15 protein-coding genes and 1 tRNA gene are annotated in these 23,005 nt (G+C 66.6%); 10 read left to right on the forward strand and 6 right to left on the reverse strand.

Annotated features, from left to right (window positions below; translation table 11 throughout):
* The first annotated feature begins 48 nt into the window (after positions 1 to 48).
* Positions 49 to 588, forward strand: a complete 540-nt coding sequence (locus BIV03_RS09245; protein ID WP_071295443.1) for a hypothetical protein — start codon at positions 49 to 51, stop codon at positions 586 to 588.
* Between the two features lie 126 nt (positions 589 to 714).
* On the opposite strand, the gene BIV03_RS09250 is transcribed toward BIV03_RS09245, so the two are convergent.
* On the reverse strand, positions 715 to 1,662 hold the full coding sequence (locus tag BIV03_RS09250; RefSeq protein WP_071295444.1) for a helix-turn-helix domain-containing protein: 948 nt from the start codon (positions 1,660 to 1,662) through the stop codon (positions 715 to 717).
* A 102-nt stretch (positions 1,663 to 1,764) separates the two neighbouring features.
* Between BIV03_RS09250 and BIV03_RS09255 the strand changes: the two genes are divergently transcribed.
* Both BIV03_RS09255 and BIV03_RS09260 read left to right on the forward strand, forming a co-directional pair.
* Positions 1,765 to 2,634 (forward strand): oxidoreductase, encoded by an 870-nt coding sequence (locus tag BIV03_RS09255; protein WP_071295445.1) that lies wholly within the window; start codon positions 1,765 to 1,767, stop codon positions 2,632 to 2,634.
* 108 nt (positions 2,635 to 2,742) lie between these two features.
* Positions 2,743 to 3,087 (forward strand): hypothetical protein, encoded by a 345-nt coding sequence (locus tag BIV03_RS09260; RefSeq protein ID WP_071295446.1) that lies wholly within the window; start codon positions 2,743 to 2,745, stop codon positions 3,085 to 3,087.
* An 8-nt stretch (positions 3,088 to 3,095) separates the two neighbouring features.
* Here the strand turns inward: BIV03_RS09260 and BIV03_RS09265 are convergent, their stop codons facing one another.
* Together BIV03_RS09265 and BIV03_RS09270 are read right to left on the reverse strand one after the other, a co-directional pair.
* Positions 3,096 to 5,234 carry an ATP-dependent DNA helicase RecQ gene (locus BIV03_RS09265; RefSeq protein WP_071295447.1) on the reverse strand — a complete coding sequence of 713 codons (2,139 nt, stop codon included), beginning with the start codon at positions 5,232 to 5,234 and terminating at the stop codon, positions 3,096 to 3,098.
* Positions 5,235 to 5,311: 77 nt separating this feature from the next.
* On the reverse strand, positions 5,312 to 6,802 hold the full coding sequence (locus BIV03_RS09270) for a hypothetical protein (protein ID WP_071295448.1): 1,491 nt from the start codon (positions 6,800 to 6,802) through the stop codon (positions 5,312 to 5,314).
* Positions 6,803 to 6,990: 188 nt separating this feature from the next.
* Here BIV03_RS09270 and BIV03_RS09275 point away from each other — a divergent pair.
* Positions 6,991 to 7,064, forward strand: a tRNA-Pro gene (locus tag BIV03_RS09275).
* 101 nt (positions 7,065 to 7,165) lie between these two features.
* Here BIV03_RS09275 and BIV03_RS09280 read toward each other — a convergent pair.
* Positions 7,166 to 7,741 carry a hypothetical protein gene (locus tag BIV03_RS09280; protein ID WP_139201919.1) on the reverse strand — a complete coding sequence of 192 codons (576 nt, stop codon included), beginning with the start codon at positions 7,739 to 7,741 and terminating at the stop codon, positions 7,166 to 7,168.
* A 227-nt stretch (positions 7,742 to 7,968) separates the two neighbouring features.
* Between BIV03_RS09280 and BIV03_RS09285 the strand changes: the two genes are divergently transcribed.
* The 4 genes from BIV03_RS09285 to BIV03_RS18765 all read left to right on the forward strand — a co-directional run bounded on the left by BIV03_RS09285 (position 7,969) and on the right by BIV03_RS18765 (position 18,933).
* Positions 7,969 to 8,283: a hypothetical protein gene (locus tag BIV03_RS09285; protein WP_071295450.1), complete on the forward strand. Its 315-nt coding sequence runs from the start codon at positions 7,969 to 7,971 to the stop codon at positions 8,281 to 8,283.
* Positions 8,284 to 8,520: 237 nt separating this feature from the next.
* Positions 8,521 to 11,268 carry an ATP-dependent RecD-like DNA helicase gene (locus tag BIV03_RS09290; protein ID WP_071295451.1) on the forward strand — a complete coding sequence of 916 codons (2,748 nt, stop codon included), beginning with the start codon at positions 8,521 to 8,523 and terminating at the stop codon, positions 11,266 to 11,268.
* A 1,109-nt stretch (positions 11,269 to 12,377) separates the two neighbouring features.
* On the forward strand, positions 12,378 to 18,308 hold the full coding sequence (locus tag BIV03_RS18760; RefSeq protein ID WP_217637364.1) for a hypothetical protein: 5,931 nt from the start codon (positions 12,378 to 12,380) through the stop codon (positions 18,306 to 18,308).
* Entirely contained in the window at positions 18,229 to 18,933 is a 705-nt protein-coding gene (locus tag BIV03_RS18765; protein ID WP_217637365.1) for a hypothetical protein, read from the forward strand. The genes BIV03_RS18760 and BIV03_RS18765 overlap by 80 nt, the downstream gene beginning before the upstream one ends.
* 514 nt (positions 18,934 to 19,447) lie before the next feature.
* Here BIV03_RS18765 and BIV03_RS09310 read toward each other — a convergent pair.
* Both BIV03_RS09310 and BIV03_RS09315 read right to left on the reverse strand, forming a co-directional pair.
* A complete protein-coding gene (locus tag BIV03_RS09310) occupies positions 19,448 to 20,482 on the reverse strand; it encodes an LLM class flavin-dependent oxidoreductase (RefSeq protein ID WP_071295455.1) in 1,035 nt (344 codons plus the stop codon).
* 58 nt (positions 20,483 to 20,540) lie between these two features.
* Positions 20,541 to 21,386, reverse strand: coding sequence for a hypothetical protein (locus BIV03_RS09315; protein WP_139201920.1), 846 nt, complete (start codon positions 21,384 to 21,386; stop codon positions 20,541 to 20,543).
* A 234-nt stretch (positions 21,387 to 21,620) separates the two neighbouring features.
* On the opposite strand from BIV03_RS09315, the gene BIV03_RS09320 reads away from it, so the two are divergent.
* Together BIV03_RS09320 and BIV03_RS09325 are read left to right on the forward strand one after the other, a co-directional pair.
* Positions 21,621 to 22,730 carry an acyl-CoA desaturase gene (locus BIV03_RS09320; RefSeq protein ID WP_070416482.1) on the forward strand — a complete coding sequence of 370 codons (1,110 nt, stop codon included), beginning with the start codon at positions 21,621 to 21,623 and terminating at the stop codon, positions 22,728 to 22,730.
* 14 nt (positions 22,731 to 22,744) lie between these two features.
* On the forward strand, positions 22,745 to 22,957 hold the full coding sequence (locus tag BIV03_RS09325; RefSeq protein ID WP_070419121.1) for a cold-shock protein: 213 nt from the start codon (positions 22,745 to 22,747) through the stop codon (positions 22,955 to 22,957).
* Positions 22,958 to 23,005: the final 48 nt, after the last annotated feature.

Below are 23,005 nucleotides of genomic sequence, written 5' to 3' on the forward strand. Positions count from 1 at the left end.
GGGTGGTGCGGTGCCGGTTCCCGCCGCCGGATACGGCACCATGGGAGGGTGACGCAGCAGAACGCCGGGCTCGGTGCCCTCGCCGACCGCCTGTGGTGCCGTCTGCACCTCGACCGACTGGCCGGCGGCCGCCAGGCGGACTACGTCATCCGCGAGGACATGCTCGACCACCCCGAGACCGTCCGCTCCTTCCGGTGGATCCGGTGGCTGCTCGTCGCCGAGACCGTCGTCGGCCTGACGGCGATCGTCGTGGCGATCCTCCTGACGAACGCCGGGCAGACGGTCCCGTGGGCGGTGTGGTTCCGTGCGACCGTCGTCCTGCTCATCACGCTGACGCTCTACGTGTTCGCGTGGCGGGCGCAGCTCGGGTACTACTGGGCGTACCAGCGGCTGCGGTTGTTCAGCAGGATCTTCCCGGTCGTGACGCTCGTGGTCGCGGCGATCCCAGGGCTCTACCCGTTCTGGATGGTCATCGAGCAGATCGTGTTCTCGCTGCTGATGATCGGCATCGGGGACGTGCTGACGACCGACCACATGCGGGCCGCGTTCCCGAAGCCGGCGCGACGCTCGGGGCCTGCGGCGCGCTGAGGGGACGGCGGCGGCGCGCGGTGAGGGCGCTGGTGGTGCCGAGCCGATGCGACATCGTCGACGTCGTTCGACACCGGTCTTGTCGCTCGTTGCGGACGCGCACCGTTGCACACGCGGGGAAGCGACTCAGTCGAGGTCGTACGACGTCGACGATGTCGTTCCGAGTCGGCCCGCCGCGCCGCCCGCACCGCCCGCGCCGCCCGCCGCGCCGCCCGCTCCGCCCGCGCCGCCCGCAGCCCCCGCGGCCAGGCTCCCGAGCAGCGCCAACGCCCCCGCCGAGGGCGACCCCGGTTCGGCGTGGTGCAGCACGAGCAGCTGCCCGTCCGTCCCGCCGATGCCGAGCTTCTCCCGCCGGAGCTCGAGCTCGCCCACCTCCGGGTGCCACATCCGCACGGTGCCCCCGGCGAGCGGCCGGACGTCGTGTCTCGCCCACAGCCGACGGAAGTCCTCGCTGCCGAGCGACAGTTCGCCGACGAGCGAGGTGATCGCCGGATCGTCCACACGGGTCCCGATGGAGGACCGGAACGCGGCCACCATGCCGCCCATCTGCTGCTCCCAGTCCGGGTAGCGCCCCTGCTCGGTGTGGCCGAGGAACATCGTGCGCAGCCGGTTCTCGCCGGCACGCATCCCCGGCGCCAACGCGGACGCGAGCCGGTTCGCCGCGAGCACGTCAAACGCACGGTTCTCGACGAAGGCGGGCAACCCGACGACGTCGAGCAACTGCAGCGTCCCGGTCGGGACCCGGTCACTCCGGCCTCCCCGGGATCCCCTGGCCCGGTCGGGCGCAGCGGCACCCGATCCGGACGCGCTGGCCAGACCGCGCAGGTACGCGTTCGCCGTGGCGTCGAGGTCGAACACCCGTGCGATCGCGTCGAGCACCTGCCCCGACGGGTTCCGGTCACGCCCCTGTTCGAGACGGAGGTAGTAGTCCGCGCTGATCCCCGCGAGCGTCGCCACCTCCTCGCGGCGCAGCCCCGGCGTGCGTCGGACGCCGGTGACGCGCAGCCCGGCGTCCTCCGGGCGCACGAGCGCGCGCCTCGCCCGGAGGTACTCGCCGAGGGTGTTGTCGCTCACCCCTCGATGCTACGGACCCGGCGCGGTCCGATCCTGGTCCCCGTGGTCCCAGGGTCGACGGGGACCTGTCCGTCCCGGCGGACCGGGAGCATCGTGGTGGACATGACCGACACCACACTCCCCGGCGGTTCCTTCCGCCTCGCCGACGACCTCGACCTCACCCGCGTCGGGTACGGCGCCATGCAGCTCGCGGGCCCCGGCGTCTTCGGGCCGCCCACCGACCGTGACGAGGCGATCCGCGTCCTCCGCACCGTCGTCGAGCTCGGGATCACCCACATCGACACGGCCGACTTCTACGGCCCGCACGTCACGAACGAGGTCATCCGCGAGGCCCTCCACCCGTACGCCGACGGCCTGCACATCGTGACGAAGGTCGGTGCCCGGCGTGACGCGGAGGGCGGTTGGCCGCACGCCCGCGAGCCGCACGAGCTCGTCGAACAGGTGCACGACAACCTGCGCAACCTGGGGCTCGAGCAGCTCGACGTGGTGAACCTCCGCGTCGGCGGCTTCGACGCCCCGGAGCCGGGCAGCCTCGCGCCGCAGTTCGAAGCGCTCGCCGAACTCCGGCAGCAGGGACTCATCAAGCACCTCGGGCTGTCGACCGTGAACGCCGAGCAACTCGCCGAGGCGCAGTCGATCGCCCCCGTCGTCTGCGTGCAGAACTTCTACAACGTCGCCCGCCGCGAGGACGACGCGATGGTCGACAGCACGGCCGCGCAGGGCATCGCCTACGTGCCGTACTTCCCGCTCGGCGGCTTCTCGCCGCTGCAGTCCGGTGCGCTCGACGCCGTCGCCGGACGGCTCGGAGTGTCGCGGCTGACCGTGGCGCTGTCGTGGCTGCTCCAGCGCTCGCCGAACATGCTCCTCATCCCGGGGACCTCGTCCGTCGCGCACCTGCGCGACAACGTCGCGTCGGCGGGCTTCGCCCTGCCGTCCGACGCGCTCGCCGAGCTGGACGCGATCGGCGCCTGAACCGCACCCCGGCGGACTGGAGGCGCGGTGCCGGCCCGCACCGCGCCTCCGGTGTGCGACGATGACCGCCGGGGCGGCGCCCATCGCGGCGTCCGGGGGAGGTCCGACATGACAGCACGTTCGTCCGGCGAACGCACGCTCGGCGGCGCGAGCAGCTGGTGGCTGGCTGCGCCCGGGGCCGTCGCACTGATCGCCGGCGTCGCACACGCGGTCGGCCTGGCGCGCGTGTTCACCGAGGGGTTCCCACCGTGGTGGGTGGTGACGGGGATCGTCTCGCTCGCCGCGCTCCTCGCCACGGTGGTGGCCCTGTTCCGGGTGCCCGGGCCGCGTCCGGCAGCGGTCGTCGTCGCAGCGGCCGGGTTGTTCGTGGCCGGCGGGACGCTGCTGATCGACGTGGCCGTCGTCGTCTTCCTGCAGTGGGTGGCCGACGGGCTGAGCAACCCGAACGGCTGACGACCGGCTCAGGCGACCGTGGCCAACGCGAACGGCAACACGGCCGACGCCCCTGCCCGCCGCAGTTCGCGGCCCGCCACGGTCATCGTCCACCGACTGTCGACGAGGTCGTCCACGAGCAGCACCGGCCCCTCGTGCGACTGCAGCGCGGCCCCGAGCGCGGGATCGACCACGAACGTGTCCCACACCCCCGACAACCGGTAGGCGCTGTTCGTCGCACCGTCGCCGCGCGGCGTCCCACCGTTCCGACCGAGGGTGCCCAGGAACTGCAACCGCCCGATCGAGGACAGTGCCTGCGCGAGCGACCCGACGAGTTCGGGCCGTGACCGCGACGACATCGCGACGACCCCGGTCGGACGGGTCTCCCACGGCCAGTCCTTGAGTGCACGGACGCACCCGTCGACGAGCTCCCGCGAGATCGGGGCATCGGGGACCCCCGGTGCGAAGAGGGCACGGAGCGGCCCACCCCACCCGAGGTCGGTGAGCCGGGCGACGGCGCGTCCGGGCTGGACGAGCTCGTCGGCGCTGATCTTGCCGCGCACGGGGACGCCGAGCGACGACATGCCCGACGGCCACTGGGCACGCGGGGCGATCTCGACCCCGACCTTGTCGAGCGCCGCGGCGGCACCCGAGGCATCCGACGACGACACCGACGTCGGGTACCAGGCGTCGGTGCAGTTGTCGCAGCGACCGCACGGTTCGGCGGACGGGTCGTCAAGGTCCTGCTGCAGGAGCTGCATGCGGCACTGCGACGTGGACTCGTAGTCGAGCATCGACGCGGCCTCGGCAGCGCGGGCAGCGGCGACCCGCTCGTAGCGGGGCGCGTCGTACTCCCACGGCTGCCCCGTGGCGACCCACCCGCCGGCGACGCGCTGGACGGCGCCGTCGACGTCGAGCACCTTGAGCAGGAGTTCGAGGGTGGAGCGCTTGATGTCGACCAGTCCCTCGAGGGCGACGGTCGACATCGCGGAGTCACGGGACAGCGCGTGCAGCACCGCGGACGCCCGGGACTCGGTCGGCATCGAGGCGCTCGCGAAGTACTGCCAGATCTCTTGGTCTTCACGCCCGGGCAGCAGGAGCACGTCGGCGTTGTCGGTGGCGCGACCGGCGCGACCGATCTGCTGGTAGTACGCCACGGGGGAGGACGGCGCCCCGACGTGGACGACGAAGCCCAGGTCCGGCTTGTCGAACCCCATGCCGAGCGCACTCGTCGCGACGAGGGCCTTCAGCTCGTTGCCCTTGAGCTGCTGCTCGAGCTGCTCGCGCTCGTCGGCGTCGGTGCGCCCGGTGTAGGCGCGGACCGCGTACCCGTTGTCGCGCAGGAGCCGGGCGATGTCCTCGGCCGCGGAGACGGTGAGCGTGTAGATGATGCCGCTGCCCGGCAGGTCGCCGAGGTGCGCGAGCAACCAGCCGAGCCGCTGTCGGGCATCGGGGAGCGACAGCACGCCGAGCCGCAGCGAGGCCCGCGCGAGGGACCCGCGGATGGTGAACACGGGGTCGTCGGGGCCGGCGGTCAGCTGCTCGGCGACGTCCTCGACCACGCGCTCGTTCGCCGTCGCGGTGGTGGCGAGGACCGGCACGCCGTGGGGGAGCGACCGGATGAGCTCGGCCAGCCGGCGGTAGTCCGGCCGGAAGTCGTGCCCCCAGTCGGAGATGCAGTGCGCCTCGTCGACGACGAGCATGCCCATGCGGGCGATGAGCGTCGGCAGCTGTTCGTCGCGGAACCTCGGGTTGTTGAGCCGCTCGGGGGAGACGAGCAGGACGTCCACCTCGTCACGGGCGAGCGCCGCCTGCGTCTCACCCCACTCGTGCGCGTTCGCCGAGTTGATCGACACCGCACGCACCCCGGCCCGGGCAGCCGCGGCGACCTGGTCGCGCATGAGTGCGAGCAGCGGCGACACGAGCACGGTCGGGCCGCCCCCGCGTCGCCGGAGCAGCAGGGTCGCGAGGAAGTACACGGCGGACTTCCCCCACCCGGTGCGCTGCACCACGAGGGCGCGCTGCCGGTGCTCGACCAGTGCCGAGATCGCCTCGAGCTGCCCGGGGTGGAACACCGCGTCGGGCCGCCCGGTCAGGGCGTGCAGCGCCTCCTGCGCCTCCGCAGCGATCGCAGCGGACGGCGGAGCAGGTGGTGGGGCAACAGACATGACCCCATGCTGTCAGCACCGACCGACGAAACGTGGGTCGCGCCTCCCGTCTGTGGAGAACTGGCCGAGGCGATCCGCTACTGGTACGTGATCAGCGACGGTGTCGGCGCCACGTCCGCCATGGTCTGCTGCGGCGTCAGCATCGGCTGGTCCTCGTCGTAGAAGTTCTTCCATCCCCAGTGCATGCCCTCGGGCGCCCCGACGTGCAGCGCCTTCCACGTCGCCTGCTTGTCCGGCTGCGACCCCTGTCCGTCGACGTGCACGAGCATGTCGAGCTCGGGGTGCTGCTCGAGCGACGCGCGGTCCTGGATCATCGACAGCCGGAACTGGTGGAGCACGAACGCCTTCGGGGGGAGCCCCTTCGAACGGACCAGGTCCGCGAGCCACGAGGACACCTCGTTCACCTCGGAGGCCTTCACACTCCCGATCTGCTCGAGCGGGACCTGGTCGTGCCCGAGCCGCCACTCGGGGTCGAGCGCCAGCCACACGCCCGGCTTCGACAGGAGCGACTCGTACCGCTTCGCCTGCGACAGGAAGTCCGCGCGCCCCGGCTGGAGATCGAGGATCACGGGCATCCCGGCGTCGTGCGCGGCATCGACGTAGGGCTCGAGCGTCGACACGGGCAGCTCGGTCGAGTAGTCCCCGTCCGCGCCGGCGTCCCCGGCGGCGACGGTCGCGATGACCTCCATCGCGGGCGTGATCGGCACGTCGCCGAGCCCCTTGTAGGACGCCGCGACGGACTTCGCGCGCTGCACCGTCGCCGTCGGGTCCTGTTCGCCGAGGACGCCGAGCGCCGGCGCTCCCGGCGCACCGTAGAGCGCCACGTACCGGTGGCCGTCGAACGGCCGCTGACCGCCGTCGGGCAGCTGCCACCCGTTCTCGGCGGCGCGGACGGTCCACTCCGGGTCCGGCAGGTCGGCGAACGCCGCCCCCACCAGCACCGTCGGGTGGTCGCTCCGCTCGTGCAGTGCGGTCACGACGTCCGGCGCGGCCGCGGGGTCCGTCACACCGTCCGGCATCGTCACGACGCGGGCACCCGCCGCCTTCGCGGTCGCCACGGATGCGGCGTCGGCGGTCGCGTCCGCCACGACGACGGTGGCCTGCCTGGAGGCGCGGCTCGGCTCCGGCGCGTCCCCGCCGTCCGGCGCGTCCTGCTCGGGGACGTCGGTGTCGAGCGAGACCGTGCCCTCGGCCTGGTACCACCGGGCGCCGAGTCGTTCGAGCTCGTGCGCCGCCGGCGACCCATCCTTCCCCGTCGACTCGTCCTTCCCGGTGAGGAGGACCGGGACGTGGGCCGCCTCGGCGGCGCTCGCCGCGGACCGCACGGCGTCGGCGTCGTCGGCGGGCGCGACGACGGCTCCGGGAGCGGACGCGAACAGCGCGCGGCTCGTCCGGACGGACCGCTCGGCGGCGTCGGACTGGGCCACGACCGACACGGACTCCGCCGTCGCCGTCGCGAGGGTCGGCCGGGGTGTCTCGGTCTGTGACCCGGTGCACCCGGCGGCTCCGAGCAGCAGGCCGGTTGCTGCGAGTGCGAGGAGGACACGGGAGGTGGGACCGGAACGCATCGGGCCACCCTACGAGCCGGGCGGCGGAGACCCTGGGAATCCGACGGGTGTCGTGTGGGGTCGCAACGCGCTGGACGACTCGCGCGGGACGACACCGCGTGGCGCGGGAGGGGTCCGGCGTCCGCTATGCTGGTCGGGTTGCTCCGCGCTCCGGTCGGACGCGGGCGACGTGGGTCCCTCGGGGCTCGCGGGCTGTGGCGCAGCTTGGTAGCGCACTTGACTGGGGGTCAAGGGGTCGCAGGTTCAAATCCTGTCAGCCCGACCGAAGGAGTGCCTTAAGAACTGTTTTAAGAACCCAACAACGAAGTGAGGCCCGCAGCCATCCGGCTGCGGGCCTCACTTCGTCAGACGGGGCCTCCGAGCTCATGCGAGCTTGGTTGCCGCCTTCCCTCGCTTCGATTGACTGGTCTTCGCGGCGGCCGCTCTCTCGGCGGCTACCTTCGACGCCTTCTCCCGTCGCGCTTTGGCACGCTCCCGACGAACCTCCAGGTCCGCCACTCCGCCCGGAAGCGTGCCCGTGTATTCGTTGAAGAACTCGCGGTCTCGACGACTCAGGATTGGCGGCTTGCGCGGGGGCCGCTTCTCGGCTACTCGGCGGTCTTCGATCTCCTTTGCCTTCAGGAAGTCGCAGATCTGTTTGATGTTGAGAGCGACGAGCAGGAACGTCAGGACCACATAGCCGGATGCGAAGCCGCGGGACTGTCGGTTGAGGTGGTCGTGCAGGGACCCGTACTTCGGAGCCTTGAGCATCGAGTTCCCGTTCTCGATGAGGTTGCGCGCGTAGCCGTGGAAGTCGGCCCACTCGCGGGACTTGTAGCGCAGCGCTTGCGTGAGCGGCGGCAGGTTCTTCTTCGGGAACTTGACGGAATCCTGGCAGCAGATGAGGGGAAGGTCGTCGCCGGCGGGGTAACCGGGCTCGCTAGGGTCCACCTCGTCCATTGTCAGCAGCTTTGCCTCCGAAACGCCCGCTCGGGTCTTCTTGAGCGGGCACTTGATGCGGGGGCTGTCGCCGGAAGCCGGGCACATCATGGTGACGCTGCCGTCCGGGTTCGGGCGTGCCTCTGGTCGGACCTCCCACTTCTCCCGCTCTGGCCTGTCCCGGGTTTCCCGGACAGGTCAAGACCGCCGTCACGGACTTCAGCGATTCGAACCAGAACCACGACGCAGTGATCCGCTCGCAGCACATCAGCGAGAAGATCGTGAACACGCTTGCCGAGTGGCGCAGCGCCGACCAGACCGCGCGACGCCCGGAGGTCACCGCCGCCGCAACACGGCCGCTGGCACTCCACGCTGAGGGGCGCTTCTACGCTCTTGCGACGCCCCGCCACCTCGCCGTTGCGTTCGACGCCACCCACGTCGCGCGGCCCGACCAGATCAGCCTGCGCCGGTACCAGGTCAAGCAGGACCGCAACGGGAACCCCCAGAGCTCCGGCGCGAATCGGCGGGTCATCCGGTGCCCGCTCCGAACCAACGCCTTGTAGTCGCCCCAGACCGAATACGACGAAGCCCTCCCCAAAGCGGGAAGGCTTCGTCGTGTCTTGGTTTCCGGTGGCTCCGGAGCCTTCGCAAGCGGGACCCCTTCCCGTTAGATGCCCTGTCTCATGTCGAGGTGATGTCGTGCCGGCTTTCCCTGTGATGGCACCGTTAGGCTGTTAGCTGAGGATAGATCTGGTCTGGCCGGACTTGAAACGGCGCCTTTTTGACACGGAGGTCAATTCATGCCCACGGTTGAAGGACAGGTGCGTGCCGCCAGCGATGGCATCGAGCGCAATATCTCATTGATCAGCTCGGACCGTGGGTTCCTGTCGAAGAACGTGTTGCAGTACCTCCGCGACCTCATCGAGGGGTTGATCGTGTGGGCGCATACCGGCGATCCCGCACAACCCTTCACGTACCAGACGCAGTTCGAGCCAGCCCGCGACTTCGCGAAGGCGCAAGCGAAGTACCGGCCCCTGGAGCGGTTCCATGCAATGCTGCAGGTCAGTGTGTCGCATTTCACGCTCGACGAGGATCCGTCCGAGCGCCTGATGCTGAAGTACTACGAGTTCTTGCTGCGTACGCGCCAGATCGCTAAGGACAGCCTGGGCATCGAGATTCTGCGGAACCTCGAGAGCTTCCCCCTCGACCTCGATCCGCTGCTGCGCGAGTACCACGAGAAGATCGCGGCGCGGATTGAGGAGCCGGGTCGCATCCCGCCGGGCAGCCCCCGTCGCGACCGGTACTACGTCATCAGCTCCCGACCGTTCTACGCGAACGGGCGGATCTACTACGAGGTCACCTTCGCTCCGGCGCACAACCGGACCAGCAAATTCGACCGCATCATCGGCTTCACCAGCATCGACGTGTCGGACTCCTACGCCGCGAACATGGAACTGCAGAGCAGTTCGATCGACGTCTTCGGCCAGCCGATGCCCATCGTTCTGATCCGGTTGTGGGAGGTGTCAATCCGCCCCTGCGAGTTCAACAACTTCGCCCGCTTGCTCGGCCAGCAGACCAAGGTGAGCGCCGGGCAGCTCGAGTATCGAAACCTAATGCTCTACCTCACGACGACGAGGTTCAGCCTGCTCGACCTCATCGACATGCCCGACGCGGAGTTCACGCGCATCCGGACGTGGGCTACAGACGGCATCAAGCGGACCGACGAGATCTTCAGCGCGCTCCAGAGCTCGCGCGACATCATTCGCCCGGACATGCCCGGCTCGCGAATTCTGCGCTACTTGCTGCTCACCATGAACAACAACGTGGTGCGGGCGCAATATCAGCGCGACCGCTGCCGATGGCTGTCAAACCTCTATATCACGCCGATGTCAAGGCCCTTCGACACCATGCCCTTCTGTACATACCCGCGGCGCCACACTCCGCGCTTCTTCGACCTGGCGACGGCGATCGGCAGCAACGGGCGCGAGCACGAGTTCCTGGCGCGGCGCGTCATGAACAACGTCGAGCAGCACGGAGTCATCTACACACCCGACGCGGAACTCGAGGACCTGGGCGACCTGGACCAGCTGGTCGCGACCTACAATCGGCTACTGCCGCCCACAGACAAGCACAAGCCGCGCATCATGGCCCACGACAAGGGACACATCTTCATCACCGGGTACGAGGACGACTCGGTCACGATCATCAACGACCTCCAGGCCATCGCCGCAAGCGGCCTCGGCGACCACGAATCGGAGGCGAAGGCATGGCTCGACGCCAACCCATTCGAGATCGATGACGATCTGAAAGCCCATGCCCTCACCCGGCTGTTCGCCGAGTCCAAAGTTGCCCTCATCTACGGTGCCGCCGGCACCGGCAAGACTCGAATGGTCGAGCACATCGCGTCGTACTCCGATGGATCGCGCCAACTCTTCCTCGCCAAGACGAACACCGCCGTTGACAACCTTCGGAGCCGAATCGCGACCAGCGACGCCAACTTCAGCACCATCGACAGCCACCTCGGGTCGGGGTCGACGAGCGCGCTGCACTACGACCTGCTCGTCATCGACGAGTGCAGCACTGTCGGCAACAAGGAACTGCTCAAGGTGCTCGACCGGACATCGTTCGACCTTTTGGTGCTGGTCGGGGACGTCTACCAGATTGAATCCATCGAGTTCGGCAATTGGTTCCGAACCATCCGCGCCTACATCCCGCCGGGCTCGGTATTCGAGCTCACCGAGCCGTACCGCACTAAGGACAATGCGCTCCTGACGCTCTGGAACCGTGTCCGTACCCTAGATGACAAGATCGAGGAGTCCATCTCCGGAAGCGGCTACGCTGGCCCACTCGACGCGTCTCTCTTCAGCCGTGCTGACCCAGACGAGATCGTGCTGTGCCTGAACTACGACGGCCTCTACGGCATCAACAACATCAACCGCTTCATGCAAACGAGCAACCCGGCACCCGCCGTGGTGTGGGGCGACTCGACGTTCAAAGTCGGCGATCCAGTGCTCTTCAACGAGACGGACCGCTTCCGCCCGGTGATCTTCAACAACATGAAGGGCACGATCACCAGGATCGACCACATACCGGGGCGGATCACCTTCGACGTCGACATCAAGCGCACCGTCACGCAGACTGATCTATGGGGAACCGAACTGCGATGTGTGTCGGACAGCGTCGTCCAGTTCGACGTGTTCGAGCGCGCGAATACCGACGACGACGATGACTCCACGGCGACCGTGCTACCGCTCCAGATCGCATACGCGGTCTCGATCCACCGCGCGCAGGGCCTGGAGTTTTCCAGCGTCAAGATCGTCATCACCGACGCCAACGAGAAGCGAATCTCGCACAGCATCTTCTACACGGCCATCACGCGCGCCCGTCAGCATCTGAGGATATATTGGACGCCCGAGACTCAGAAGCGGATCCTCAGCCGCATGATCGTGATCGAGAACACGAAGGATGAGGCGCTGCTGCGTGCGCGGCGAGGCGTCGCGCCCGTTGCTACGAGGCCCAGGCTGCAGAAGTCGCGGAAGGCGCCCTGACGCTTACCTGCCCACAACTCTGCTGGAGGTCGTCGTGATCTGCTCGGCGCTAGGCTCGCTCGCTCGAGGAGCGGACGCCGCAACGCTCGATGGAACGGACAGCGTCAGCGAAGCTCGCGGCCGCAGGTCCGAAGCCTGCTTGATCGGTTCGTGGTGATGCATGCCGTGCGCCTCACCGCACCACATGCCAACAGGCCGAAGGTTCCGATTCGCGACGTTCGCTAACGGCCCCCTTCGCTCCTCGGCGAGCCGCAGCTCACGGTGGTGCTCAACTAGGCGGAAGGTTCGGCGGCCGTCAACACGGAGAGCAAGCAGATCGACGCAGTGACCTGAATGCAAGCAAATCGAGAAAGTCGTCTGCTTCGACGGCGTCAAGTGTGTGACACTCGACGTCGGAGCGATCCGCGTCAGCGGCTGCGCAGCTGCGCGGTCTCTCTTTGAAGTTCGCTGGAGCCGGGCGAACGAATCTGTGCGGGCGCCACTTGTGCAATAACACGGACCCTCTGGGGCAGAGAGCTTGAGGAGCCACCCGCTGCTCGGCGTCAGATCGGCAGTCAGATGAAGCGGTCCCTGCACTCGAGCAACCGCTCCTCGTCGATCCCCAGGGGTCAACCGCCAATGCGTCGCAGACGTGGTGAAAGGAGAACGGGCGTGATTAGCCGCTCGGCGCGTGTCGCCCAGGGGCGAAGATACGGATGAGGGAGAGTGAGAGGATGTCGACCGAAGCGTAGGTGGCCCGGTCACCGGTAGGAGGATCTCGCGAGCTGATGTCACCCAACCCCGACAAAGCAAGTCGTCATCCGGGTGCAGCTTCGCCCTGCCCGTTTCTCGGGGAGCGTTGAAGAGTGGTTGCGGCGAGGACGACATCCGCTCAGCGGAACAAATCCAGCGCGTCGGCACGAGTGCGCGCCTCGCGCGACGGTGATCGATTCCACTACACCTGGGGGGCGGCTCGTCTACTGCACCTTTTGAGCCCCGCGTCCAACCTCCGGCAGGTGTTCGTCGAGGGAGCTGGCTCCACTTCTCCGGAGGGAGAGCCAGACGGCTCCGAAGTTATTGACCTTACCGAGTTTTACGGCCCTCCAGGGGGGACCTTCACATCCCTGGAAGTGCGCCAGTTCAAGCACTCGACGCTGCGCTCAGACGAAAACCTCACTCTGGGCGAGGTTGGCAAAGTCTTCAGCAAGTTCGCTCAGATTGACGCTGCGTTACGCACGCAGCATCCTCATGCCACCGTTCGTTTTTCTATCGTCACGAACAAGCCGATCGCCCCAGAAGCGATGATTGCCGTGCGCGATCTGGCGACTGGTCAGCCGCCCGCAGATGGATCGCCGGCCGCCAAACTGAAGGATGCTACGAAACTCGCTGTCGCTGCAGCGGCGTCTCTATGTTCGCGGCTCGACCTTCGAGGCGAAGCGCCCGGAATTACAGCTCTCCGGCGTGGGCTTGATCGAGAGGTTGGCGGAATCACCGCCGACGCTGACCTTCGCGTGTCTGCCTCTCTTGTTGACCTTGTCGCGTCGCGAGCGAGCACCGAGTCGGACGGCCCAATCCTGAGGGCAGATGTCCTCACCGCATTTGGGTGCCGAGAGGATGAGATTGCTCCGGCGCCGTCCCTGCTCGACGACGCGCCTTTTATCCCGCGAGATTCGTATCTGGATCTCACGGAGCGGATTCTTGAAGCCACTGGATCGATTGTCGTTACTGCGGAGGGCGGCGTGGGCAAGAGCACATTCGCTCGTGCGCTGTCGGACCTGCTATCTGATCGCGCCGACGTCATTATCTACGACTGCTTCGGGAATGGTAACTATCGGAATCCGGCTCACCCGAGACATCGCCACCGGGACGGGCTCGTTCAGATAGCGACTGAGATGGCCGGACTGGGGCTGTGCTTTCCGATCGTTCATGCCGGGAATCTCGCTCCCGAGGAGTACATCAAGGCTTTCGTTCGTCGCCTCGATCAAGCTAGCGAGATGCTCATGCAGAGCGAGAATCGCCAGTTGGTCATCGTGGTGGACGCGGCCGACAACGCTGTGATCGCGGCCGAGGACAACGCAGATCCCAGATCTTTCGTGCGCGACCTTCTCAGGTTGCAAGCCGATATTCCCCCGAATGTTCGCATCGTGCTCACCTGTCGACCAGAGCGTCTCGATCGCCTCGAGGCTCCGGTTGGCATAGCCTCGATTGAGTTGCCGGCCTTCACTCCCCAAGAGACGGCGAAGGTTGTCTCAGGCTCTCATCCGTCGGCGACCAATCTGGACGTGCGGGAGATTCATGATCGAACTGCGGGTAATCCGCGCGTCGTGTCAACGGTGTTGTTCGAAACCGCGACTATTCATGAGGCTCTTGGTAGAGTCACGGGCTTTGCGAGCGCCACATCGGCGCTTGACTCTCTCATGCAAGAGCAAGTTACGAACGCGTTCAACAACGCCGGCAAATTGCGAGCAGAACTCGAACGCGCGGCGCAACTCCTTACGCTCTTGCGTCCGAGTGTTCCGTTGAATGTGCTTGCGGAACTTGCCGGCACGCAGCCCGCGAGCGTGCGCAGCTTCATATCAGACCTCGGCAGAGGCCTGATCTTGGATGGGCAAAGTGTTCAGTTCCTCGACGAGCCCACCGAAACGTACTTCCGAAACCGGCACCCGGCAACACAGGGCGTCGCGGCCCAGGCTGCGTCACAGCTAAGAGGACTGAGCGGATCGTCCGCCTACGCCGCGTCATCCCTGCCTGAGGTTCTGTGGAGTGCGAATCTCCACGACGAACTCCTCGACCTTGTCGCTACCGGCGATGCCTTGCCGTCAACGAGTGACGTCGAGCGTGCTCAAGTTGAGCATCTGCGGGTGGAGTTCGGTCTTCGTGCAGCTGTCCAGCTACGCCGTCCGGATTCGATCGTCCAGCTCGCGATGCGGGCGGGTGCTGGACGTGCAGGAAAGGGTCGCCAATTCACGATCATCAGAGACAATCCTGACCTGGCGGGTTCACGGATGGATTCTCGAGTGCTCGGTGAGTTGATCGCGTCGCGAGAGCTTCCAGAGAGCTGGCCGGGTTCGACACTTGGCGCCGAGGCAGCGTTGCTTGCGCACACCGTTGGGGGTGCGAGTACAGCCAGGAGCAGATCGCGGCAAGCAGCGTCAGCCATCGCCGCCTGGGTACGCGCGCCGAGGGAACGGTACTCGCGAGACGATGCCGTCACTCCGGAACAAGTGGCACACATTGCATTAGCGGTCCTTCGAACCGACGGTCCAGATCCGGCTGCGCGATACCTATCAGCGTGGCGCCCAGCTCGCTTCGTCCTGGAATCGAGCAGAGCGCTTGCTCGGGTGCTCATTTCTTCTGCCGGCGATGAGGACGTTTTGGGCTTGATTGCGAGTTCCACCCATCCCGGGCTACTGCTCGGCGTTCTTGGTGAGATGCAGCGGGTTGGCATGACCATGGATGCGCATGAAGTCGGCGACGTGTGGAAAAAAATGAAGCGATTCCGTCTTCGCCTTCTTGCCAAAGACTTCGATCACCGGAATGCTGAGGATACGGCGTTTCGTGGCGCTTCCTGGCTTTGCGCGCTCGCGGTGCGTTATTCGATCGTCGACGCAACGGAAGCCGCGGAACGGCTTCGCGAATGCCTACCATCTTCGCTGCCGGTTGGGCTTGGTGACAGACATGGTCCGGGTCGATCGGGCCTCCTCTTCGCGGTTGCGTTGCGTGCGGAACTCATGAGGGAGGCACTCGATGTCGATCATTACCGGCCGACTCTAGTTCCGGCGAAGCGTGGCAAGTACGATCCCGCAAAGTCCAACGACGAGGATCTCAATCGCTATCTGCGTCCCGCGCTCAGCTGGCTCGGCGCCTGGGCGAAGTACGCTCGCGGCGACCTCGACCCGCAAGCCGCAGCAGCAGTGATCGCGAGCTACCCTAAACGCCACTCGCAAGATGATCTCTGGTCGATGCCCAATCGAATCGCTCGGCAGGTCTTGCCCTTGCTCAGCGCGGCCTCCGAGGAAGAAGCAGTGACGGTCGCCTGCAACCAAGCGATTCAAGCAATCGCTGCTGATGCTCCGATTGCTGGTGCTCTCGATCTGATCCTGGGTTTGCGTGGCGACGACCGTTTCGCGCAGGCGGTGCTCGATCTCTCCAACGCGGCGCGGCACGCTCTAACCACTAGCGCTGAAGGGGCCGACAGCAAGGCCGACACGCTGGTGTGGATAGCTCGGGGACTGCACCGCTTCAGCCAGGCGGAAGCTCAAAGCTACTTCGACCAAGCTGTCAAAGCTGCGACCGGAGTGGGTGACGACGCGCTCCATCGATGGGATGCAATAGTCGCCCTCACGCGGGCAGCTGCTGGCGTCGATCCTCGCGATGGAATCACTCTCGCCGAGCGCATCGCTCACCTCGGCGAGGCAGTCGAGCCGATCGTGTATGACGGAGTCAACCAACACCAGCTTGTCGCGGCGCTCGCGCTGGTGTCGGGTACCAACGTTCTCCGAGTTCTTGGGCAGTGGCGGGATCGCCGGTTCGGGACGCTCGACTGGCAGTTCAGAGGACTTGTTGAAGGGGATGATGCCCTGTTGGCGGGACGGCCAGACCTCAAGATGATTCTGGCGCCCTTCTCAACCAACCTCGGTCTAAGCGTCGCGCTTCGTGAACTTGACGCATCCGGAGCTCTCAACGCAGACACCCTGTTCACTGCGAATAATCTTGCGAACCGACTTGGGCGCTCCCTCGACGCCGATTTCACGAAAACTTCACTTCCTGACCCCCCTCAGGTCAATGACCCTGACGAGTTCCGAAGTGCCACCCTCGACCTCACAACAGACGAAGAGGCAGAGCGCGCCGCTCGGCTGGAGGAATGCAAGGTGCAGATTGCGGCGCTCGACCTCACCCAGATACGCGGCGTGGACGCGGCGCTCCGGCTTCAGCACGAGGCTCATGCATACGGAGACAGCCTCTTCGTCGCCGAGGTTTTTACACGTCCCGTGCTCCAGTGGGGGCCGATCCTGGACGCCGCATTGGGCTCCGACGCCCTCAACGACTACGAGCTAGCTGAACTCTTGAACGCGGCGCTCGCGCGCCCTAGATTCGCTCAATCCTTCGTTGATTCGCTGAAGAGAGCCGTCAGCACTTACGTCGATCGACACGGTGCCCGTCTGCTTCAACACAACTGGATGAGCTTTGACCTGCCTTCGGCAGCAGATCTCTTGGAGGTACGCAAGGCTGATCTCCTTCAACGTGCCCTCGACCACCTGAATCTTGAGGAAGCGTTGACCGACGCCGACCACTGTTACATGCTCGCAGCTGGAGCCTCAGCCGTCCTCGAGCCTCCCACGGCTGCCCGCGTGCTCAGCGATGCGCTCACCGCCTTTGAGGCAGAACTGGGAATCAGTTCCGGGACGGCCATCGACCCGGCGCCAGAGGACCCGATCGATACTGCCGTAGCCAACTTCCTCTGGGCCGCGCTGGGCGACCCGCGCTCAGCAGTTCGTTGGCAGGCTGCACACGCAGTGCGTACTGTCATTGAGCTCGGCGTCAGCGACGTGGTCGTTGCGCTCGGCTCCGCCGTTATACGGGGCGATGCAGCTGGGTACGCCGACGAACGGTTCCACTACTACGAGATGAGCGCGGCAGAGTGGTTCCTGATCGCTGTCGAGCGAGTCGCACGTGACAATCCGTCTGCCACCGACGCACTCATGAAGGCAGTGATCGAGCTAAGCGATCGTTATCCGGACCACGCCTCAATTCAAGCTCACTGCTCATCAATTGCACGACTGATCTGCACACCGATTGATCGTCCTATCGGGACCGACTGGAATGCCGAGGTTGCAGAGCCCGTGGTCCTCGAGAGCTGGCATCGCCCCACTCCACCCAGTCCAATGATGAAGGGCGCACCGCAAGGTGAGTACCGATTCCAGCCCGACTTCGATGAGTACGTCCTCGGTAAACTGACGAAGGCATTCGTCATCACACACCAAGAAGTGCTCGATGGGGCTAGCGCTCTCATCCTCGATGAGTGGGGGTGGCGAGCCGCCGGCGAACGGCTGGAGGACCCGAGGCGGACGGCAGCTGTTTACCAGGACGGCGAAACGTATGGATACAAGTGGGAGATTCCTAAAGCTGAGAACCTCTACTACTACCTCGAACGGCACGCTGCACTCACCATCGCCGGGAGGCTGATGCGCACCACTGCGCCTTACTGCGACCCCGATGCGGAAAAGCTGGACGTCCTAGAATGGCTTGCGGACTTCGACATCGCACGCGACGACGGGCGATGGATTACAGATCAGCGAGGCTCAGTTCCTGGTCCCCTGGCGACGGTCGGCCCACGAGGGAGCAACGAAGTTCGCGAACTCGAGTTCCTGGCCGCGCTCAAACCCGCGGACGGATGGGTAACGGTCTGGCAGTCAGCGTCTGTCGCCGAATACGATCGATCACTCAGCATCAACATCGCGTCAGCTCTGGTCAACCCGGAGACGGCTGGGGCCCTTGTGCGTGCCTTGCAAACTGCCGACGGTTACTGGAGCTTCCGAATCCCGTCAGCTGACTTCGACGACGAAGACTTCCAGTTCTCTTCACTTCCGTTCCAACTCCAAGGTTGGGTGTCAACGCCGCACTCTGAAGGCGGTATTGATCGGTTGGATCCTCTGGCTACCGAACTCAGTCCCGAGCTGCCTCGCCCTTCCGCGGACATAGCTAGGATACTCAGCATCACATCCGCAGACGGGGGCCTGCGCTGGGAGAGCGAGAATGGGGACGCCATCTTGGCATCCGAGACCTGGGCGGAGATAAGCGTCGGCCGTGAACCACACGGCCCATCAGGCAATCGGTTACGGATCACGACCGAAGCGCTCGACCAGATGTTGGAACGCCGCGAAGCCGCGCTTGTCGTGGAAGTACGAGTGAGGCGCGAAGATCGTCGCGCTCGCTATTCCGGCGTCTCGGACAACGATGATAAAGGAGGTGGCGCCGATCATGACAACGACTTCCGGGTCTTCTCCTACCAACCAGGAACAGGATGGAACGACTGCAACGGCTGTGTTGGAACTAGGTAAGTTGCTGGCGGCTGAGCTGGAACAGACCGACACTCTCGGGCGCTGGATAGCTCACTATCTCGCGGAGCGCATGATCAGCCTTGAAAAGAAGACTGGATCTGAGAGAGGCGTCGCCGAGGCTGAGATCGCCGACCTAATCCTCCGCCTCTGGTCGCTCCGTCGTCGGCTGCCCGGCGGCCGGTTACCTCTCGCTGAAGTGGACAAAGTGGAGGCGGCGGTCGAGAGGCTCGCACCCGGACGAAGACCGTGGGCCTACTTTGGCGCATTCGCCGCTGATACCGAGCCAAGCGCGGAGGAGACCGAGACGAGCACCACTCTGAAGGCTGCATTGCTCGTCGATCGACTCGCCGGCGATCTCGTTCATGGGCTGATCGGCCGTGCGGCTTCGCTTGCGGAGGAAGATGCTGCGGCTTGGACCAAACAAGCAGAGAAGATCGGAGATGGTGCTCTGCGAACACTGCGTCGCATCCGTTTCGCCGCCAACGGCGGCGAAGACGATGCCGAGAGTATGAACTGGATCAGTGAGGTTACTAGGAGAGCAACAGCGCTCTCATCGGCGGTGTCGACGTTGGTCGCCGCGCTTGATGCTGAGGGTCAGGAGCTTCCGGGTGCTGGCCGTGGTTGACCTTTCCAACATCCTCGCTCCAACATCTCCGTTGGGTTGCACCATGAGTGAACTTGCGCGTTCGGCTGGTTCAGCCGTCGTACCGCACAGTGCGGCTGGAGCCGAACTCACCAAGTTTGGTCGAGCGTACGCGGCATGCCTTAGGAGTTCGGGCTCCCAAACTCAGCAGCTCTTCGTGCTGGTCTCGGAGCGGGTCGCGATGGTCAGCAACGTTGGTAACGTCCTGTCCGAGCTTGACTCCGTGCAGCAGTCCGAGATCGATGCCGGCGACCCGCCACGCGTCACCACGCGGGAACCTAGATCAGCTGCTGTTTGCGCCCCGGGATCATCCGTGCGAGAGGATAGCCGAGGCCTCTCGGGAGGATAGGCCTCATTGGAGAGCTGTCCAACACCGCGCCATCGCGGGCCTCGAAGGGTGCTTAAGACAGCCCCCGGAAAGCCCCGACGGAACGATGGTTCCGCCGGGGCTCTCGTGTTCTCCGAGCGGAACACGCTCCGGCCGCACTCGCTGGCGTCAGCGTCCCGCGGCCGCCGCCCCCGGCGCCCACCCGAGCGCCGGCCCGAGCCGCTCCGCCATGTCCGTGATGATCTGCGCGTAGTCCTCCGCCTCGAACGAGAACGGCAGCGCGAACGCGACCTCGGTGGACACCTGATACCCGGCGTCCGCGCGCAGCCGATCAGCGATCTCGGCCGACGTCGCGACCAGGTCGGCGGCGAAGAGCAGCTTCCCGGGCCCCATCGGCACCCCGACACGGCCAGACCGACCCTCGACGTACGAGCGGTACCGAGCCACCTGCGAGGGTGTCGCGGTGTCGGTGGGGATCACGACGAGGCCCTGCGAGACGCGGGCGGTCCCAGGGGACGGGTGCGCCTCGAGGTACGCATCGATCTGGGCGCGCTGGTTCGTCGCGAAATCCGTGCCGATCTCGCTCCGCGTCACGCTCGAGGTGAGCAGGTGGAACCCGTTCTGCGCCGCCCACACGGCGGACCTCGTGCTCCCCGTGCCGTACCAGAGCCGGTCGGCGAGGCCGGGGCTCTGCGGCTGGACGGTCGTGGCGAACTCCTCGATGCCGCGCTGCTCGGCGACCTCGACGACCGGGTCGCCGCGGACGAGGTTGCGGAAGCGCAGGAGGCGGGCCTCGCTGAAGTCCTCCTGCTCGGCGGTGTCCGGGTACAGCGCCTCCCGGTAGAGGTCGTAGTTCATGGGCGTGCCCGACGAGAAGCCGGGGTTGAGCCGACCGCCGAGGAGCACGTCGACCGTCGCCAGGTCCTCTGCCAGTCGGAACGGGTTCTCGGCGCCGATCGGGGTGACGGCGGTCCCGAGCGCGATCCGGGAGGTCCGTTGTGAGGCGGCGGCCATCACCGCGACGGGGGAGGAGATGCCGTGCTGCAGGTGTCGGTGCCGCAGCCACGCGCTGTCGAAGCCCAGGGCCTCGGCGCGCTCGATGACCCGGAGCGTCTCCTCGTGACCGAGTCGGGGCCGTGCCGGGTCGAACGACCCGATGGTGAGGAAGCCGAGGCGTTCGAGGGGACGTCCGTCGAGGGGCATGCGTCGATCGTCGCAGACGGATCCGATGCGAGGGGCGTCGGCGGTCGTGTCGGGTGGGTCAGGGGACGCGGACGGTCCGGCACCCGAGGTCGATGCCGCTCGTGCCCCAGTAGGGGTCGGCCGCGGTGACGCACACCCGGTGTGCCCCCGACGCCGCCCGGACGACCCCTCGGAAGCCGTGGTCGCCGGTCACGTGCAGCGCGCGGTCGACGTCGGCGCGCGGCCTCGTCGTGGTCAGCAGCGCCGCCTGGGTGCCGTCGACGTCCACGGCGACGTCCATCGGGTCGGCGGCGCGCTCGACGTCGACCGCCCAGCCCGACACCGTGACGCCACCCGTGGTGCCCGCAGCGCCGTCGAACGCGCCGTGGGTCGGGACGATCGTGGTGCCGCTGATCCGACTGTCGTACGGCACTTCGGGATCGGACGTGCCGCGCACGGCCTGGAACTCCCAGCCCGTCAAGCGTGTGGTCCGGGTGTCCCATACCTGCCGCGCCGTGGTCGTCATCGTCACGGAAGCGCCGGGGCGGAGCGCGGGCAGGGTGCAGGTCGTCACACGGGTGACGGTGTCGACCATGCAGCGGCCGGAGGAGCTCGAGACGGCGACGTGGTCGAAGGCGCGCAACGACGCCTTGTCCGGTGGGTTGGTACCGGTGTCGTAGGCGAAGCGGAGCCGGACCGGCCCCGCCGTGGCCGCGGTCCCGACGTCCTGCACCGTGAAGGCCCACTTCGCCGTGTCGTGGAACGCCACCTGGGTGGTGTCGACGGCGTCGATCTGGAGCCCGGCGGGGTCGTCGGCCGCAGTCGCCGCGACGGGGGCAGCGAGTGCGCCGAACGGGACGGCGAGGCCCATGAGGACGACCATCGACAGAGCGACGCGTCGGGAACGTGTGGACTTGACGGGCATCGGCGCCTCCTCGTCGGGTGCGACGAACGCTACGGCGCAGGTGCAGTGCTGTCCGGCGTGGACCGTGAGAGCTGGCTCAGCCCCCGACGCACCCGGGACACCGCGCACTCCCACCGACGCAAACCGGACTCCCAGGCGAACACGCATGTTCCGCCCCTAGTGTCGCGCCAAGCGCAAACGCGTGAACTCACTCGCATTGGTTGAAGGACCGATCCGTACCGGAAGGCGGTCCTCATGACCACCACTCCGCTCGCACCGGGTTACACCCGCACCCGTCCCGCAACAGGTCCCCGCAAGGGCACCTCGACCTACTCCGCGCTGCTGGCGCAGGTGAAGGACAACGGCCTCCTGCGCCGCCGCACCGGTTTCTACTGGTCCCTGTTCGGAACCCTCATCGGCACCCTCGCCCTCGCCTGGGTCGCGTTCGCGTTCCTCGGCGACTCGTGGTTCCAGCTCATCGTCGCCGGAGCCCTCGGCGTCCTCTTCACGCAGTTCGCGTTCCTCTCGCACGAGGCCGCGCACCGCCAGGTCTTCGCCTCGCAGAAGTGGAACGACCACGCCGGCCGCTGGCTCGGCACGTTCATGGTCGGCCTCAGCTACTCGTGGTGGATGAACAAGCACACCCGCCACCACGGCAACCCGAACACGGTCGGCAAGGACCCGGACATCGCGCCGGACGGCATCCGCTTCCTGCCGGAGGACGCCGCGTCCGTGAAGGGCCCGCTCATGACGACGTTCATGCGCTTCCAGGGCTGGCTGTTCTTCCCCCTCCTCACGCTCGAGGGCCTGAACCTGCACCGCTACGCCGTGATGAGCATCGTCACGGGCAACGGCACGAAGGCCGATGTGAAGCACCGCTGGCTCGAGGCCGGCCTGCTCGTCGCCCGCTTCGGCATCTACCTGACGATCGTGTTCTGGTTCCTGCCCTTCGGCATGGCGTGCGCGTTCCTCGGGGTCCAGCTCGCCGTCTTCGGTGTGATGATGGGCGCCTCGTTCGCCCCGAACCACAAGGGCATGCCGACCATCGCGCACGACGCCAAGGTCGACTTCTTCTCGCGCCAGGTCCGCACCTCCCGCAACATCCGCGGTGGCTGGTGGGTCTCGTTCCTCATGGGCGGCCTGAACTACCAGGTGGAGCACCACCTGTTCCCGTCGATGCCGCGTCCGGCGCTGAAGCAGGCCCGTCTGCTCGTCCGCGACCACTGCGACACGCTCGACGTGCCCTACACCGAGACCACCCTGCTGCGCTCGTACGGCATCGTCGTCCGGTACCTCAACCGGGTCGGGCTCGCCGCTCGTGACCCGTTCGCCTGCCCGATGGTCGCGCAACTGCGCATCCACTGAGAGGGGTGGCTCTGATGCCCACCGGAACCGTCAAGTGGTTCGACAACAACAAGGGGTTCGGCTTCATCACCCCGGACGACGGGTCCGACGACCTGTTCGCCCACTTCTCCAGCATCGTCGCGTCGACGGGCCTGCGCTCGCTCGAGGACACCGACCACGTCCGCTACGTGGTCGGCCCCGGCAAGAAGGGTCCGCAGGCCGACGAGATCTCCGTGATCCGCGGCTGACGTCACCAGGTGACGGACGGGAGGCGCGGTGCCAGCTGGCACCGCGCC

It is taken from the genome of Curtobacterium sp. MCBA15_016 (assembly GCF_001865105.1).
Classification (GTDB): domain Bacteria; phylum Actinomycetota; class Actinomycetes; order Actinomycetales; family Microbacteriaceae; genus Curtobacterium.

Excerpts from the sequence above, each read along its gene's own strand:
- BIV03_RS09255 (WP_071295445.1), top strand. The coding sequence starts at position 1,765 with ATGACCGACACCACACTCCCCGGCGGTTCCTTCCGCCTCGCCGACGAC.
- BIV03_RS09260 (WP_071295446.1), top strand. The coding sequence starts at position 2,743 with ATGACAGCACGTTCGTCCGGCGAACGCACGCTCGGCGGCGCGAGCAGC.
- BIV03_RS09265 (WP_071295447.1), bottom strand. The coding sequence starts at position 5,234 with ATGTCTGTTGCCCCACCACCTGCTCCGCCGTCCGCTGCGATCGCTGCG.
- BIV03_RS09270 (WP_071295448.1), bottom strand. The coding sequence starts at position 6,802 with ATGCGTTCCGGTCCCACCTCCCGTGTCCTCCTCGCACTCGCAGCAACC.
- BIV03_RS09280 (WP_139201919.1), bottom strand. The coding sequence starts at position 7,741 with ATGGACGAGGTGGACCCTAGCGAGCCCGGTTACCCCGCCGGCGACGAC.
- BIV03_RS09290 (WP_071295451.1), top strand. The coding sequence starts at position 8,521 with ATGCCCACGGTTGAAGGACAGGTGCGTGCCGCCAGCGATGGCATCGAG.
- BIV03_RS18765 (WP_217637365.1), top strand. The coding sequence starts at position 18,229 with ATGACAACGACTTCCGGGTCTTCTCCTACCAACCAGGAACAGGATGGA.
- BIV03_RS09310 (WP_071295455.1), bottom strand. The coding sequence starts at position 20,482 with ATGCCCCTCGACGGACGTCCCCTCGAACGCCTCGGCTTCCTCACCATC.
- BIV03_RS09315 (WP_139201920.1), bottom strand. The coding sequence starts at position 21,386 with ATGCCCGTCAAGTCCACACGTTCCCGACGCGTCGCTCTGTCGATGGTC.
- BIV03_RS09320 (WP_070416482.1), top strand. The coding sequence starts at position 21,621 with ATGACCACCACTCCGCTCGCACCGGGTTACACCCGCACCCGTCCCGCA.
- BIV03_RS09325 (WP_070419121.1), top strand. The coding sequence starts at position 22,745 with ATGCCCACCGGAACCGTCAAGTGGTTCGACAACAACAAGGGGTTCGGC.